Annotated in this window: 11 protein-coding genes and 1 pseudogene; 8 read left to right on the top strand and 4 right to left on the bottom strand. The window is 51.7% G+C overall.

Features of this window, described 5'->3' with window-relative positions; translation table 11 throughout:
* Nucleotides 1-71 precede the first annotated feature (71 nt).
* The 3 genes and pseudogenes from HA49_RS16250 to HA49_RS16240 all read left to right on the top strand — a co-directional run bounded on the left by HA49_RS16250 (nt 72) and on the right by HA49_RS16240 (nt 5,966).
* Complete coding sequence (locus HA49_RS16250) at nt 72-1,697, top strand: GMC family oxidoreductase (protein ID WP_211259080.1); 1,626 nt, start codon at nt 72-74, stop codon at nt 1,695-1,697.
* The gene (locus tag HA49_RS16245) at nt 1,697-3,121 is read left to right on the top strand and encodes a cytochrome c (RefSeq protein ID WP_046791881.1); all 1,425 of its coding nucleotides are present in this window, start codon (nt 1,697-1,699) and stop codon (nt 3,119-3,121) included. Before HA49_RS16250 ends, HA49_RS16245 begins: the two co-directional genes overlap by 1 nt.
* 472 nt (nt 3,122-3,593) lie before the next feature.
* Nucleotides 3,594-5,966: pseudogene (locus tag HA49_RS16240) on the top strand (glucose/quinate/shikimate family membrane-bound PQQ-dependent dehydrogenase).
* A gap of 93 nt (nt 5,967-6,059) precedes the next feature.
* Here the strand turns inward: HA49_RS16240 and HA49_RS16235 are convergent.
* Nucleotides 6,060-6,854: an AraC family transcriptional regulator gene (locus tag HA49_RS16235; protein WP_046791880.1), complete on the bottom strand. Its 795-nt coding sequence runs from the start codon at nt 6,852-6,854 to the stop codon at nt 6,060-6,062.
* 109 nt (nt 6,855-6,963) lie between these two features.
* Here HA49_RS16235 and HA49_RS16230 point away from each other — a divergent pair, with 109 nt between their 5' ends.
* Nucleotides 6,964-7,788, top strand: coding sequence for a sulfite exporter TauE/SafE family protein (locus HA49_RS16230; protein ID WP_038023782.1), 825 nt, complete (start codon nt 6,964-6,966; stop codon nt 7,786-7,788).
* 14 nt (nt 7,789-7,802) lie between these two features.
* On the opposite strand, the gene HA49_RS16225 is transcribed toward HA49_RS16230, so the two are convergent.
* Nucleotides 7,803-8,084: a YjcB family protein gene (locus HA49_RS16225; protein WP_038023779.1), complete on the bottom strand. Its 282-nt coding sequence runs from the start codon at nt 8,082-8,084 to the stop codon at nt 7,803-7,805.
* 260 nt (nt 8,085-8,344) lie between these two features.
* Nucleotides 8,345-8,755, bottom strand: a complete 411-nt coding sequence (gene soxS / locus HA49_RS16220; RefSeq protein WP_046791879.1) for a superoxide response transcriptional regulator SoxS — start codon at nt 8,753-8,755, stop codon at nt 8,345-8,347.
* Nucleotides 8,756-8,857: 102 nt separating this feature from the next.
* Here soxS and soxR point away from each other — a divergent pair, with 102 nt between their 5' ends.
* Together soxR and HA49_RS16210 are read left to right on the top strand one after the other, a co-directional pair.
* Nucleotides 8,858-9,397 carry a redox-sensitive transcriptional activator SoxR gene (soxR, locus tag HA49_RS16215; protein ID WP_084706446.1) on the top strand — a complete coding sequence of 180 codons (540 nt, stop codon included), beginning with the start codon at nt 8,858-8,860 and terminating at the stop codon, nt 9,395-9,397.
* A gap of 305 nt (nt 9,398-9,702) precedes the next feature.
* Nucleotides 9,703-11,352: a Na+/H+ antiporter gene (locus HA49_RS16210; protein WP_038023776.1), complete on the top strand. Its 1,650-nt coding sequence runs from the start codon at nt 9,703-9,705 to the stop codon at nt 11,350-11,352.
* Between the two features lie 46 nt (nt 11,353-11,398).
* On the opposite strand, the gene HA49_RS16205 is transcribed toward HA49_RS16210, so the two are convergent.
* Entirely contained in the window at nt 11,399-12,301 is a 903-nt protein-coding gene (locus tag HA49_RS16205) for a LysR family transcriptional regulator (RefSeq protein WP_038023773.1), read from the bottom strand.
* 102 nt (nt 12,302-12,403) lie between these two features.
* Between HA49_RS16205 and HA49_RS16200 the strand changes: the two genes are divergently transcribed.
* Nucleotides 12,404-12,832, top strand: a complete 429-nt coding sequence (locus HA49_RS16200) for a CidA/LrgA family protein (protein WP_038023770.1) — start codon at nt 12,404-12,406, stop codon at nt 12,830-12,832.
* Nucleotides 12,825-13,520 (top strand): LrgB family protein, encoded by a 696-nt coding sequence (locus tag HA49_RS16195; protein WP_038023767.1) that lies wholly within the window; start codon nt 12,825-12,827, stop codon nt 13,518-13,520. The genes HA49_RS16200 and HA49_RS16195 overlap by 8 nt, the downstream gene beginning before the upstream one ends.
* The last annotated feature ends 42 nt before the right edge of the window (nt 13,521-13,562 follow it).

Below are 13,562 nucleotides of genomic sequence, written 5' to 3'. Positions count from 1 at the left end.
AGCAGGTGATTTCTTTTGCAGCCAGGGCGCGGCAAAGGAAATCTCGGCCGGATTTTTTGCTGGAAAATATCATGAATGCAGATGTGATTGTGGTTGGCACCGGGGTTGTCGGTTGCCTGATTGCTGAACAGTTACTCGACAGTGGCCACTCCGTGGTGATGCTGGAAGCCGGCCCACGGGTTGAGCGCTGGCAGATTGTCGAAAACTACCGGAATTTGCCTCCGGTATCGCGGTTACACTTTAACGCCCCTTATCCCCCTGAACCCTGGGCTCCTCACCTGATGTCGGCCACCCCTGAACAGGCCGCCGAATACCTGCAGCTTGAAGGCCCGAATGCACGGGCCTACCAGCAGGGATATGTTCGCTATGCTGGTGGGGCAACATGGCACTGGGCGGGAATTTGCTGGCGGTTAACTCCGGAAGATATGAAGCTTAAAACACTCTACGGAGTCGGTCGGGACTGGGCTTTTGATTATGCCACTCTGGAACCTTACTACACACGTGCAGAATATGCTCTTGGGGTCTGCGGGCCCTCTGAGCCGGAACTGCAATGGCCTCCGGTACGTTCCAAACCTTATCCAATGGGCCGTCTGCCTTTTGGGCCGGGTGAACAACGTTTCACCGATGCCGCAGCATCCATTGGCCTGACCAATCTGCCATCGGCCCAGGCGCGTAACAGCGGAATTGCTTACGGTGATCGCCCAGCCTGTTGCGGTAATAATAACTGCATTCCGGTTTGCCCGATTGGCGCTAAGTACGATGCAGCAACCTCGCTGACACGTATTGAATCCAAAGGCGGCAAAATTCAGCCAAATGCGGTGGTCTATAAAATAGAAACAGGGCAGGACAATAAAGTCCAGGCGGTTCACTATTATGACAATAACAAGCAGACCCACCGGGTTACCGGATCTGTCTTTGTCATTGCCTGTAATGGTATTGAAACGCCGAAACTGCTACTGATGTCTACCGACAGCAGGAATCCTCATGGTGTAGCCAACAGCTCTGATCAGGTGGGTCGCAATATGATGGACCAGCCTAAGCTGGTAGTGGAACTGGAATTGGCTGAACCCGCCTGGACGGGTGTTGGGCCGGTGCAGGGAAGCAGTATCATGGAAACCTCCCAGGGGAGTTTCCGATCTGAATATTGCGGGGCATTGTTCCGTTTCAATAATATGGCCCGCAGCCGGATCGGGGCCATGGCGGCGCTGGAAAAAGGCCTGGTCGGTAAAGCGCTGGACACCGAAATCCGTCGTCTGTCAGCCTGTACCACCGAAATTGCTATCGAACATGAGCTGATGCCGGATGCCAATAACCGGTTAACCTTATCGGCCAAAAAAGACTGGCTTGGATTACCTAAACCGAACATTTACTACGACGTCGGTGACTATGTGCGGCAAGGTTCACAGCGCCACTCCTTACCTATTGCCCGACAGTTGGCGAAAGCCATGGGGGCCACCAAAGTGGATATTTCGACCGAATATACCAACAGTGACCATATTATGGGCGGCTGTATTATGGGAACTGACCCTGCCGTATCGGTGGTAGATGTCGATTGTCGGGCACATGACCACGAAAACCTGTTTTTACCAGGTGGCGCCGCGATGACTACCGGAGGCTGTGGTAACAGTACGCTGACCATGTCTGCTCTGGCATTAAAAGCCGCAGATGCCATCCATGCACAATTAGGGAAAGCATAATGAAAAATCATGCCATAAAGTTTTCCCTGTTACTGATGTTCACCGGCAGTATGCTGTGGACTGCTTCTGCATCGGCCGCAGGGAATGATGCTGCAGCCGCCATTAACCGTGGCGAATATCTGGCAACGGCTTCTGACTGTGCAGCCTGTCATACTGATAAAGGCGGTCTGCCGTTTGCCGGAGGACTGCATATCGTTTCTCCGGTGGGGACCATTATTGCCAGTAACATTACTCCTTCGAAGACCTACGGGATTGGCGACTATACGGAACAACAATTTGCTGACGCTGTACGTAAAGGGATTCGTGCAGATGGTGCTAACCTTTATCCGGCGATGCCATATACTGCATATTCTGTAATGACAGATCAGGATATCCATGATCTGTACCTGTATTTTATGCAGAGGGTAAAACCTGTGGATCATCCTGCTGAGGAAACAAAGTTACCGTTTCCCATGAATATCCGCATGATGATGAAGTCCTGGAATTTGTTGTTCCTCAACGATAAGCCATTCAGTCCGGACGCTTCACAAAGTGCCGCGTGGAACCGGGGGAAATATCTGGTGGATGGTCCAGCACACTGCAGTACCTGCCACACGCCAAGGGGTCCCCTGATGGAAGAGGAAAGCAGTAAATTCCTGAGTGGTGGTCAGGTAGGGGCATGGTACGCTCCTAATATTACTTCGGATCCACAGTCAGGGATTGGCCGCTGGAGTCAGGCTGATATTGTACAGTATCTGCGTACCGGTAATCTGCCAGGCAAAGCACAGGCTGCCGGAAGTATGGGAGAAGCGGTAGAGCATAGCTTCCAGCATCTGACAGATAATGACCTGAACGCTATTGCTACCTATATCCGCACCGTTAAGCCAATCGCAACTCCGGAAAACTCTGGTTCGAGATTTATGCAGGGTGACAATCACGATGCCACCGGGCTGATTCGTGGTCTGAGTCAGCAGCAGGTTGCTGATGCTAATCAACAGGGACTGGCGTTGTTTCAGGGGAATTGTGCCTCCTGCCATGAAGCTGGCGGACAAGGAAGCAGGGACAGTTACTATCCGAGCCTGTTTCACAATTCAGTGACCGGTGCTCAGAACAGTAATAACCTGATTGCTACCATTCTGAATGGTGTCAACCGTACCACCCGTGAAGGGCAGGTATTTATGCCAGGATTTGGTCATCATCCGAATGATATTAATAATCTGTCTGACGAGCAGATAGCATCGCTTGCAAACTATGTACTCACGACCTACGGCAAACCGGCTAAACCCGTCACTGCGTCCATGGTCGCTACCGTACGGCAAGGTGGCCCTGGCTCGAATCTGGTAATGCTGGCGCGGTTTGGGATAGCTGCCGGAGTAGTGATTGTGCTTATTCTGGCGGGAATTTGGGTGATTCGTCGTAGAAAAATCGTCACCGATCCATCTTAGCCTCACCGCTGACTAAACCCGGGCCACCTCTTCCTGGTCGTGGCCCGGATACCAGGCAGTCATCTGGCGCTTCCGCTGCGGAATCTGAAGTTAATTTAACCAAAATGTGAATTTCACAGCCCAGTGTTATTTCACTGTAAACGTTACCACTCTCCAGCATAAACCAATTTAAAGATATTTTTTTCCCTATTTTTTTATGCCAATTTATTCTCTAAAAATTGGTTTTTCTACAATATGGGTATATCCATAGTTAAAGTAATATTCTGAATTTTGCCGCTAATCTATGGATTTTTTTCATAAAATTTTGCGAACAAATGAACACATTTGTTGGTACCGTGTCATGATTTCTATGAACAAATGTTATTGTCAATGGATATGGATCACAAAAAACGATATTAAATACAACTAAAAAGGACTAACCTTATGCGGCTCTTTACATATCTATAAAGTTGTTGATTCTAAGGTTAATTCAATGTCACAGGAATCCAGAGGCCTGCGCCTCATCACACTAGCAATATCAGTGTTCTGCACCTTGTGGCTGATAATCGGCGGTGGCTGGTTACTGGCAATTGGCGGCAGCGCATACTATCTCATCAGCGGCATCGTTATGGCGGTGTTCACTGTAATGTTGTTAAAGAAAAGAAGCTGTGCTTTTTATCTTTACTCACTCATTCTGCTGGGCACAGCTATCTGGGCCTGGTGCGAATCCGGCCTTGATTTCTGGGCTCTGGCTCCGCGTCTCGATATCTGGGTACTGTTTGGTATCTGGATGATTTTGCCGTTTGTTTATCGCCAACTGGCGGCTCCCAACCGTAAAGCTACTGCGCTGATGGTGATTGCTATCGTCATCAACCTGGCCATGGTCGTTGGCGCCTTTTTCGGCAAAGACCCGCAGGCAGTCTACGGTGACCTGAATGTTCAGGCTCCTGCAACTCAGCCAGTGTCTGCCGGTAAAGACTGGACCGCTTATGGTGGTACTCAGGCCGGTGACCGTTACTCTTCATTAAGTCAGATTAACGAAAGCAATGTCAAAAATCTGCAGGTGGCATGGACCTACCAGTCTGGTGACGTAAAACGCCCTGATGATCCGGGTGAGATCACTAACGAATCAACTCCACTGAAAGTAGGTAATCTCCTTTATACCTGTACAGCGCACCAGATTCTGGTCGCGATTGATGCTGCAACAGGTAAAGAAAAATGGCGTTTTGACCCTAAAATCAAATATGACCCTACCTTCCAGCACATGACCTGTCGTGGTGTTTCCTATCATGACTTTAATACGGCAACAGATCCTCAGAGTGCTCCGGTTTCTCCGGCGGCCTGTTCACGTCGTATCTATCTGCCGGTTAACGATGGTCGTCTGATTGCGGTGGATGCTGAAAATGGTCAACTGTGTAAAGACTTTGGTAATAATGGTGAGCTGGATCTGCAGCATCAGCAGCCGAATGCTTTCCCGGGCGGCTATGAACCAACATCACCTCCGGTAATTACCGATAAAGTAATTGTGATTGCCGGGGCCGTTACCGATAACTACTCAACCCGTGAGCCGTCAGGTGTTATCCGTGGTTTTGACGTGAAAACCGGTAAACTGCTGTGGGCATTCGATCCGGGTGCCAAAGATCCGAACGCAATTCCTGCGGACGGTCAGCACTATTCAGCGAACTCACCAAACTCCTGGGCACCAGCTGCTTACGATCCGAAACTGGATTTGGTATATCTGCCGATGGGTGTGACCACGCCGGATATCTGGGGTGGAAACCGTACTCCTGAGCAGGAACATTATGCGAGTGGTATCCTGGCACTGAATGCCACCACAGGTAAAGAAGCCTGGTTCTACCAGACTGTCCACCACGATCTGTGAGACATGGATATTCCGGCGCAGCCTTCACTGGCAGATATTACCGATAAAGACGGCAACAAAGTTCCTGTCATCTACGTTCCGACCAAAGTAGGTAACATCTTTGTTCTGAACCGTGCAACCGGTCAGCTGGTGGTACCGGCTCCTGAGCGTGCGGTACCGCAAGGTGCTGCTAAAGGCGACCATACCTCTGCGACTCAGCCGTTCTCTGAACTGACCTTCCGTCCGGAAGCGAAACTGACCGACAGTAAGATGTGGGGCGGTACGATGTTTGACCAGATGATCTGTCGTATCATGTTCAAACGTCTGCATTATAACGGGACTTTCACTCCACCTTCAGAGCAGGGCACCCTGGTATTCCCGGGTAACCTGGGTATGTTTGAATGGGGTGGTATTTCGGTCAACAGTGGTAGCGAGTTTGCCATTGCTAACCCAATGCAACTGCCGTTTGTTTCAAAACTGATCCCACGTGGTCCAAACAACCCAATGGAACCGGGTAAAAACGGTGCCGGTGGTTCCGGTGGTGAAGCCGGTCTGCAACACATGTATGGCGTGCCTTTTGGTGTGGAACTGAATCCGTTCCTGTCACCATTCGGTCTGCCATGCATGGAACCTTCATGGGGCTTTGTTTCAGCCGTTAACCTGAAAACTAACCAGATTGTGTGGAAAAAACGTATTGGTACTATCCGTGACAGCGGTGGCCCGATTCCGTTACCACCGATTACTGTAGGTACTCCGATGCTGGGTGCTCCTATCACTACAGCCGGTAATATCTTCTTTATCGCCGCTACTCTGGATGACTACATCCGTGCCTATAGTGTGCGTGACGGTAAACTGCTGTGGCAGGCACGTCTGCCGGCGGGTGGTCAGGCAACACCAATGACCTATGAAGTAGACGGTAAGCAGTATCTGGTAATTGTTGCCGGCGGACACGGTTCGTTCGGTACGAAAATGGGCGATTACATTATTGCTTATAAATTGCCTTAACAGGGGCGGTTCCGGAAGCGGTATCCAGCTTCCGGGTTAACCCCCTGGTAATATCAATCCCCGCCGGTAGCCAGCTACCGGCGGGGATTTTTTTTATGTTCCGGGTGGGGTATTCGCTTCGGGCGGGGCGGAAGGAAACATACCGGGAGTTTGCCCGGTCACCTGACGAAACATAGCAGAGAAGGCACTGATATTCTGATAACCCAGAGTCAGTGCGGTAGCCGTGACCGACTCCCCCCGACCCAGAGCCAGAAAGCTGTAATTGAGGCAGGCACGCTGCCGCCACTGAGCAAATGACAGGCCGGTTTGTTGCCGGAAGAAACGAGTGAAAGTCCGTAGACTTTTATGTAATAAGGCTGCCCACTGCTCAGGGCGCAGCCGGATATCGGGTTGCTGAAGGAACTCACGGCAAAGGGCTGCCAGCGCGGGATCGAAGGGAAGCGGGGTAAACAGCGGGTTGATTCCGGCCAGAGCCAGCTCCTGCAGCACTAACAGTATGACTAGTTCATCACGGCTACCTGCCGGATAATCCAGAGGAATATCCGCAGAGGCGAGCAATAGCTGATGCAGTAACGGGCTGACATGCAATACCTCACACTGAGTGGCAGGGCGCGGGGCCGCTGCTGGCTCAATATACAGGCTGCGGGTACTGGCACCGAGCATTCTCACGGCATGAACCTTACCTGCGGGTATCCAGACCCCACTACCAGGCAAGACCACCCACTGTCCTTCTTCACTGTTAACCTCCATCAGACCGCTGATGCTATAGAGAAACTGCGCCCTGCGGTGCTGGTGCGGGGCCAGCCAGGTATCGGCAGGGTAATCGGTCGCCAGGGCCAACACCGGGCGTTGGATATGGTCGACGCTGTTAATCGGAGTATTACGCATGCCCTGTCTCAGATGGCCTGAATTCGTTAATGATTGTCCTGTGCCCGTAATTAAGTCATTCCCAGAAGTTTATATACTCTGACGCACGGTGACAGACAGGTAAATATTTATGATTCTTTTTTTAGCGATAGCTGGCGTTGTCTCAGGGGTCACGACGGTGTTGTTTGGGTTTGGCGGTGGGTTTATCACAGTACCGTTGCTGGTTTCAGTTCTGGTGGGACAGCATTTACCGGTAAACGGTCAGGGCAGTGTGGTGATGCAAATAGCGGTGGCAACCTCTGCGGCAGTGATGTTGTTCTCTTCCCTGATTGCCAGTCTGCGTCAGAAACAGCTGCTCAAACAGCTTGCCCCGGTATTGAAACCGTTGTGGTTGATGATTGCGTTGGGCGGATTAGCCGGATCTGTGGCTGCACAATACAGCAGTGGTCAGTGGATTCGTGCAGGATTTATCGTCTATCTGTTACTGACATTGCTGGACTGCCTGTTCCGGCCCGGTTTTTTACGAAGCGCTGCTGTCGGAAATACGGGAATCCAACCGTTGAAACATTCTACCCTGGCCGGGCTGGTGATTGGTTTGATTGCAGCCTTCCTCGGGGTGGGAGGCAGTGTGATGACAGTGCCGTTGATGCGGCGGCGAGGAGCCACCATGGTTCAGGCGGCAGCGTTGGCCAATCCACTCACCCTGCCAATGGCACTGACCGCCACTCTGACCTATGCCATCACATCGCTGTGGCATTCATCGCCTGCCATGCCCGGATTCGTTGGCTATATCGATGTTCAGGCCGCCGTTATCCTGATGGCAGGAAGTTTTACCGGAATGTGGCTGGCAGGATATGCCATTTTCCTGGTACCAGACCAGTTACACGCACGGCTTTATCCGTGGCTGCTCAGCCTGGTTCTGGGGGCGATGCTGTTACTGCCTGCCGGGCACTAAGGCCGCGATGCTAATTAGTAAGTTGGCCAACTGGTGGGTGTCAGTTCCATCACATTAATGAAGGCTTCCTGAGCACTGCTGACAAACAGATGCCATTGTTGCATGCTCAGGGTAATACCCATTAGTCCGGTCACAAACCAGCAAGACATGACTACACCAATACTGCTGCAGACAAAGCTAAAGAAATAGTGACTGTTCTGCCGGCATTTAATTTTCACTGTGCTGGCGAGAAACATGACGAAAGCACTGAGTAACCCCCAGCGCATGATCAGAAAACCTGCAGTTAATGTGCCCATTTTTTCTACCCGTAACCGATGCTTAAAACAATTTTTCGACTGACATAAACTCCGTCATCCGGGAAATTGCCGCGGGAGCGGGGGACCTGACGGGACGGAATTTTGTGATGCAGGTCACATTATAGGCTTTTTTGTAAGAAAATCGAACGAAAAATACACGCTATGTAATTTTTTGTAGCATGCAGGGTCATGCAGGTTGAGTTGGCGGGAGAGTCTGCGAAAAATCGGGGTGCCGCCGGTCAGGGCGGCAACGTGACGACTTACATCATCCCCGATACAGATGCCGGACGGGCTGAAGTCGGCCGTGACTCGCGATGAATAGTCTCAGACGGGCTGATCTCGCGGCAGCGCATCGCCTGACGATACGCCGTCGGGGTCTGGTCGAACTGGCGACGGAATACCCGCGAAAAAGTCTGCTGCGATTCGTAACCATACTGCAGGGCAATATCGAACACCGGGCGTCGGGTTTTACACAGTGCATCGGCGGCCCTCTCCAGCCGGCGCTCACGAATATAGTCCCCCAGCGTCTGCTGCGTGACTGCCCGGAACATACGTTGCAGGTGCCATTTCGAATATCCTGATTTAGCAGCGACTTCATCTATCGATAAATGTTTCCCAAGGTTCTGGTTGATCCACTGGGTTAACGAATGAATGATCTCTTCTTGCATCATAGTTCTGTCCTGTACGGCGAATATTATCGCCGGGAGTGGTTCGGGATTTTTGCGTCGGAATGGAGTATAATTCCTCAAGTTAACTTGAGGTAAAGGCCGAAAATGAAAAAAGAGAGAAACTATCCGAAACCTGTCCTGACACCCGGCGAAGTTGCCCGTCGGAGCGGGGTCGCAGTCTCAGCTCTGCATTTTTATGAAAGTAAGGGGCTTATCTCCAGTAGCCGTAACAGCGGAAATCAGCGGCGTTACAGCCGCGATGTATTGCGCCGGGTAGCGATTATTAAAGTTGCGCAGCGCATTGGTATTCCCCTGGCGACAGTCAGCGAAAATCTGGCGCAATTGCCGCCGAATAAGCGCATGTCTGCCAGTGAATGGGAAGCTCTGACGCTCCACTGGCGTGAAGAACTGGATAAAAGAATCGCCACGCTGACGCATTTACGGGATGATCTGAACGGCTGTATCGGCTGTGGCTGTCTCTCAATGCGCGATTGCCCGTTACGCAACCCGGGAGATCAGTTGGCGGCCAGTGGACAGGGCGCAGTGTTGCTGGAAAGAGGCCCGGCGGGGGAAGCACTTTCCACCCCAGAAGCCGATGCGCTCACCCCGCCGGTAAGAAAGCGTCGCTCTGCTGCATCAAAGTAATGGAGTCCGGATTTTGGGGAGAAGGTACTGTGGTTTACCGCAGGGCGTGAGTCAGGCTGCCGGTCGAAATAATGTGGCTGATCAGTGGCGGGTAGCGGACAAGTAGTCGCCGTTACAGGGCGAAGAGTGGCTGTTCCCGTATTCCCGGGCGGTCCCGGAATCCTGGAGAAATCTGTAAAGCGAGGGTTTGGACGAATTTTCGCACTCCGGGATGCATTTAACTGCCTTATTTTGTTTTACACTATCAGAGTAACTGATGTGTTTCTGGTTCATAAAACGCCTGTGGAAGAGGCTAGAAGGAAAGCATGGAAATCTTTTTTACCATTCTGATCATGACATTAGTGGTGTCCCTGTCCGGCGTTGCCGGCCGGTTACTCCCGTTTCATATTCCCCTGCCACTGGTACAGATCATCGCCGGAGCGATACTGGCATGGCCTTCAATAGGGCTGCATGTCGATTTTGACCCGGAGTTGTTCCTGGTGCTGTTTATTCCGCCACTGTTGTTCGCCGATGGCTGGAAAACTCCGACCAGTGAATTTCTGCACCACGGACGTGAGATTATCGGCCTGGCATTGGTGCTGGTACTGATTACCGTCGTGGGTATTGGTTACCTGATTTACTGGACGGTGCCTGGCATCCCGCTGATTCCTGCATTTGCACTGGCTGCCGTGCTTTCACCCACCGATGCCGTCGCCCTTTCCGGGATTGTCGGTGAAGGGCGAATTCCTAAAAAAATCATGTCGATAGTTCAGGGCGAAGCCCTGATGAATGATGCTTCCGGTCTGGTGTCGCTGAAATTTGCGGTGGCAGTCGCCATGGGAACCATGGTGTTCACCTGGTCAGGCGCGACCCTGGAATTTTTGAAGGTGGCTATCGGCGGACTGGTGGCCGGGGTGGTTATCTGCTGGTTGTACGGTAAATCCCTGCGTCTGATGAGTCGTTGGAGTGGTGATGATCCGGCAACCCAGACGGTGTTATTGCTGCTGTTACCTTTTGCTTCTTATATTATCGCGGAACACTTCGGTTTTTCAGGCATTCTGGCCGCAGTGGCCGCAGGGATGACCATTACCCGTTCAGGTATTATCCGCCAGGCTCCGCTGGCGATGCGTCTGAGAGCAAACAGTGTATGGCAGATGCTGGAGTTTGTGTTTAACGGCATGGTGTTTTTGATGCTGGGCCTTCAGTTGCCGAGCATCCTGGAAACCTCTATCCAACAGGCAAACGCGGATTCTAATGTCAATATCTGGATGCTGTTCGCCGATGTGGGACTGGTGTATGCCGCACTGCTGCTGGTTCGTTTTGGCTGGCTGTTCATCATGAAGCGTTTGAGTGTCCGGTTACTGAAAAAGAATCCGATGGAGTTCAGCAACTATTCATTCCGTGAGTTGTTGATTGCAACGTTTGCCGGAGTACGTGGTGCGGTCACCCTCGCAGGTGTATTGTCAGTGCCTTTATATCTGGCTAACGGCGATGCATTTCCGGCGCGCTATGAACTGGTGTTCCTTGCCACCGGGGTCATTATGTTCTCGCTGATCATTGGCGTGATTATTTTACCTATTTTGTTACGGGGGATGCCGGGCATGGATAAGAGTGAAAATGCCCGTGAACTGCGGACTGCCCGTGCGGTAATGGCGAAGGTCGCCATCGACAGCCTGTATAAAATGGAAGAGCGTCTCGCCAAGGACAGTGAAGAGAATATCGACCCGGATGTTCTGAAAGAGGTGAGTTCCCGGGTGACCGGAAATCTTCGGCGCAGGATTGACGGTAAAGAAGATATTGAACGAGCGATGTTTGCAGAAAACCTCGAACGTCGTTTCCGTCTGGCAGCACTGCGTGCTGAACGGGCAGAGGTTTATCATATGCGTGCTACACAGCAAATCAGTAACGAATCTATGCAGAAACTTCTGCGTGATCTCGACCTGCTGGAAGCCTTGCTGATCGAAAAAGAAGAGTGATGGCTGGCAGGAGGCCACCTGACTGCTAAGGCAGGCCTCCTGGCGGCTAAATTGACAGTACCGGAGGATCTCCGGGCCAGAACTCCCGGCAGCAATCAATCCATGCCCGGGTGCTACTGGAAATATAATTCCCTTCGCGCCAGACTAATCCCAGCGTCCACCTCAACTCTGATTCCAGTGGAATCCACAGTAACGAGGACGGGTCCAGTCTCTGGCAAATCGGTTCCGGCAGAATCGCCACTCCCATATCTGCCTGTACCATCGCCGCCAGAAAATCCCACTGGCCGCTGCGAATAGCAATGGTCGGGGATAAGCCAAGACGCTGAAACGTTTTATGTAACTGGCGGTTCAGCGAAAACTCCTCGTTAAACACCAGTAACGGGTAACGTGAGACATCCTGCAGGGTCAGGCTTTTGCATTGCAGCCACTCCCGGGTACGGGGGACTAACACACATAGCGGGTGCTCCATTAACGGCAGTACCTGCAAGGGGAATTCGCTCTCGGCGGGCAGGGCGGTCATGGCAATATCCAGGCGTCCCTGTAACACCGCTTGTTGTGCTGCCAGTCCGCCAAACTCAGAAATTTTCAGTTCGACACCCGGATAACGTTTATGAAAGGCGGAAATCGAACCGACGATTTGCATGCCGACCATCGGCGGGATCCCCAGTCGTAACTCACCGGTTGTCAGCTGATTAATATCACTGATTTCGGCCTCTAACTGACGAAATTCCTGCAAAATCGCATTTCCGCGTTGGTATACCGCTTTGCCGCTATCGGTCAGGTACAGCTTCCGTCCTTCTCTTAACAGCAGGGTGCAGCCCAGTTCCTCTTCCAACTGCCGCAGCATTTTGCTGATAGTCGGTTGAGTGACATACAGTTTTTCTGCCGCACGGGTAAAGCTTTGCTGGCGTACCACTTCAGTAAAGTAACGAATCGCTCTCACATCCATAACTATTCCTAAATGGCATGGTTGAGATAATTTTAGTTCATTTTATTCACCCTGTGGCCAGGATGTATACTGCATTCATCAATTATTTTTGAGGAATTCACCATGCTTGCGGCCCTTCGTTCACAGCGGCTGACAAAATTACCCCGGTGGCTGCAGTTGCCAGTACAGGTACTGATTTATATCGGTTTCTTTCTTTTTTCGGAACAACTGGTGCTGTGGCTGCATATTCCTCTGCCGGCAAATATTGTCGGTATGCTACTGATGCTGTTACTGATTGTAACCAGAGTTTTACCCCTGAAATGGGTTAAAGCCGGTTCCAACTGGTTACTGGCCGAAATGTTGTTGTTTTTTGTCCCTGCGGTCGTGGCGGTGATCAACTACGGAACATTACTGCGTGAGGATGGTGTGCGTATCTGCCTGGTGATTGCCATCAGTACTGTGATGGTATTGGCAGCGACCTCATTTGTGGTTGAACGTATCTATCGTTATGAAACTCAGCGTGCAGAACGCAGGCAGGCCCGCGATGAATGATTTAGTGATCAGTGTGTTGTGTGCGGTAGTGACTGTTCTGGTTTACTACCTGAATAAGCGGCTCTACCGCCGCTGGCGTATCCTGCTGCTCATGCCGCTGGTGATGACACCGCTGGTGCTGGTAGCTCTGTTACTGGTGACTCATATCAGCTGGAGTGATTATATTGCTCAAAGCCACTGGTTGTTATGGTTACTGGGTCCGGCAACTTTAGCTTTTGCAGTGCCGGTGTATGAGAATATCTATATTATCCGCCGTCACTGGATGTCACTCAGTGCCGGGGTGATCACCGCCACACTGGTCGCGGTGTGCAGCTCGGTCTGGCTGGCCCGGCTGTTTACCTTGCCGGAAGAGATCCAACGCAGTCTCGCGGTTCGATCTATTACCACCCCGTTTGCGCTGGCTGCCGCTCAGCAGGAAGGGGGACAACCCGATTTAGTCGCGCTGTTTGTGGTATTAACCGGCGTGTTCGGGATGGCGATTGGTGATTTTATGTTTCTTCGACTGGCGATTAAACAAAGCCTGGCAAAAGGTGCCGGTCTGGGGGCTGCCTCTCACGGTGCCGGTACGGCGAAAGCTTATCAACTGGGCCCTCAGGAAGGCGTGGTTTCCAGCCTGGTGATGATGCTGGCGGGGGTGGTGACCGTACTGGCTGCACCGATTATTGGTCATGTGATGTGGCAGGCTTAATCACCCGATGATTTCAGAATATGACGAAATATACTTCTGTTT

The sequence above is a fragment of the Tatumella morbirosei genome, assembly GCF_000757425.2.
Taxonomy (GTDB): Bacteria; Pseudomonadota; Gammaproteobacteria; order Enterobacterales; family Enterobacteriaceae; genus Tatumella; species Tatumella morbirosei.
The sequence above is the reverse complement of the archived record's forward strand: the minus strand, read 5'-3'. Positions and strand labels throughout refer to the sequence as shown.

Bases quoted from the DNA above. Each gene is read 5' to 3' on its own strand.
- HA49_RS16195 (WP_038023767.1), top strand. From the start codon at position 12,825: ATGAATGATTTAGTGATCAGTGTGTTGTGTGCGGTAGTGACTGTTCTG.
- HA49_RS16230 (WP_038023782.1), top strand. From the start codon at position 6,964: ATGATTCTTTTTTTAGCGATAGCTGGCGTTGTCTCAGGGGTCACGACG.
- HA49_RS16200 (WP_038023770.1), top strand. From the start codon at position 12,404: ATGCTTGCGGCCCTTCGTTCACAGCGGCTGACAAAATTACCCCGGTGG.
- soxR (WP_084706446.1), top strand. From the start codon at position 8,858: ATGAAAAAAGAGAGAAACTATCCGAAACCTGTCCTGACACCCGGCGAA.
- HA49_RS16250 (WP_211259080.1), top strand. From the start codon at position 72: ATGAATGCAGATGTGATTGTGGTTGGCACCGGGGTTGTCGGTTGCCTG.
- HA49_RS16235 (WP_046791880.1), bottom strand. From the start codon at position 6,854: ATGCGTAATACTCCGATTAACAGCGTCGACCATATCCAACGCCCGGTG.
- HA49_RS16225 (WP_038023779.1), bottom strand. From the start codon at position 8,084: ATGGGCACATTAACTGCAGGTTTTCTGATCATGCGCTGGGGGTTACTC.
- soxS (WP_046791879.1), bottom strand. From the start codon at position 8,755: ATGATGCAAGAAGAGATCATTCATTCGTTAACCCAGTGGATCAACCAG.
- HA49_RS16205 (WP_038023773.1), bottom strand. From the start codon at position 12,301: ATGGATGTGAGAGCGATTCGTTACTTTACTGAAGTGGTACGCCAGCAA.
- HA49_RS16245 (WP_046791881.1), top strand. From the start codon at position 1,697: ATGAAAAATCATGCCATAAAGTTTTCCCTGTTACTGATGTTCACCGGC.
- HA49_RS16210 (WP_038023776.1), top strand. From the start codon at position 9,703: ATGGAAATCTTTTTTACCATTCTGATCATGACATTAGTGGTGTCCCTG.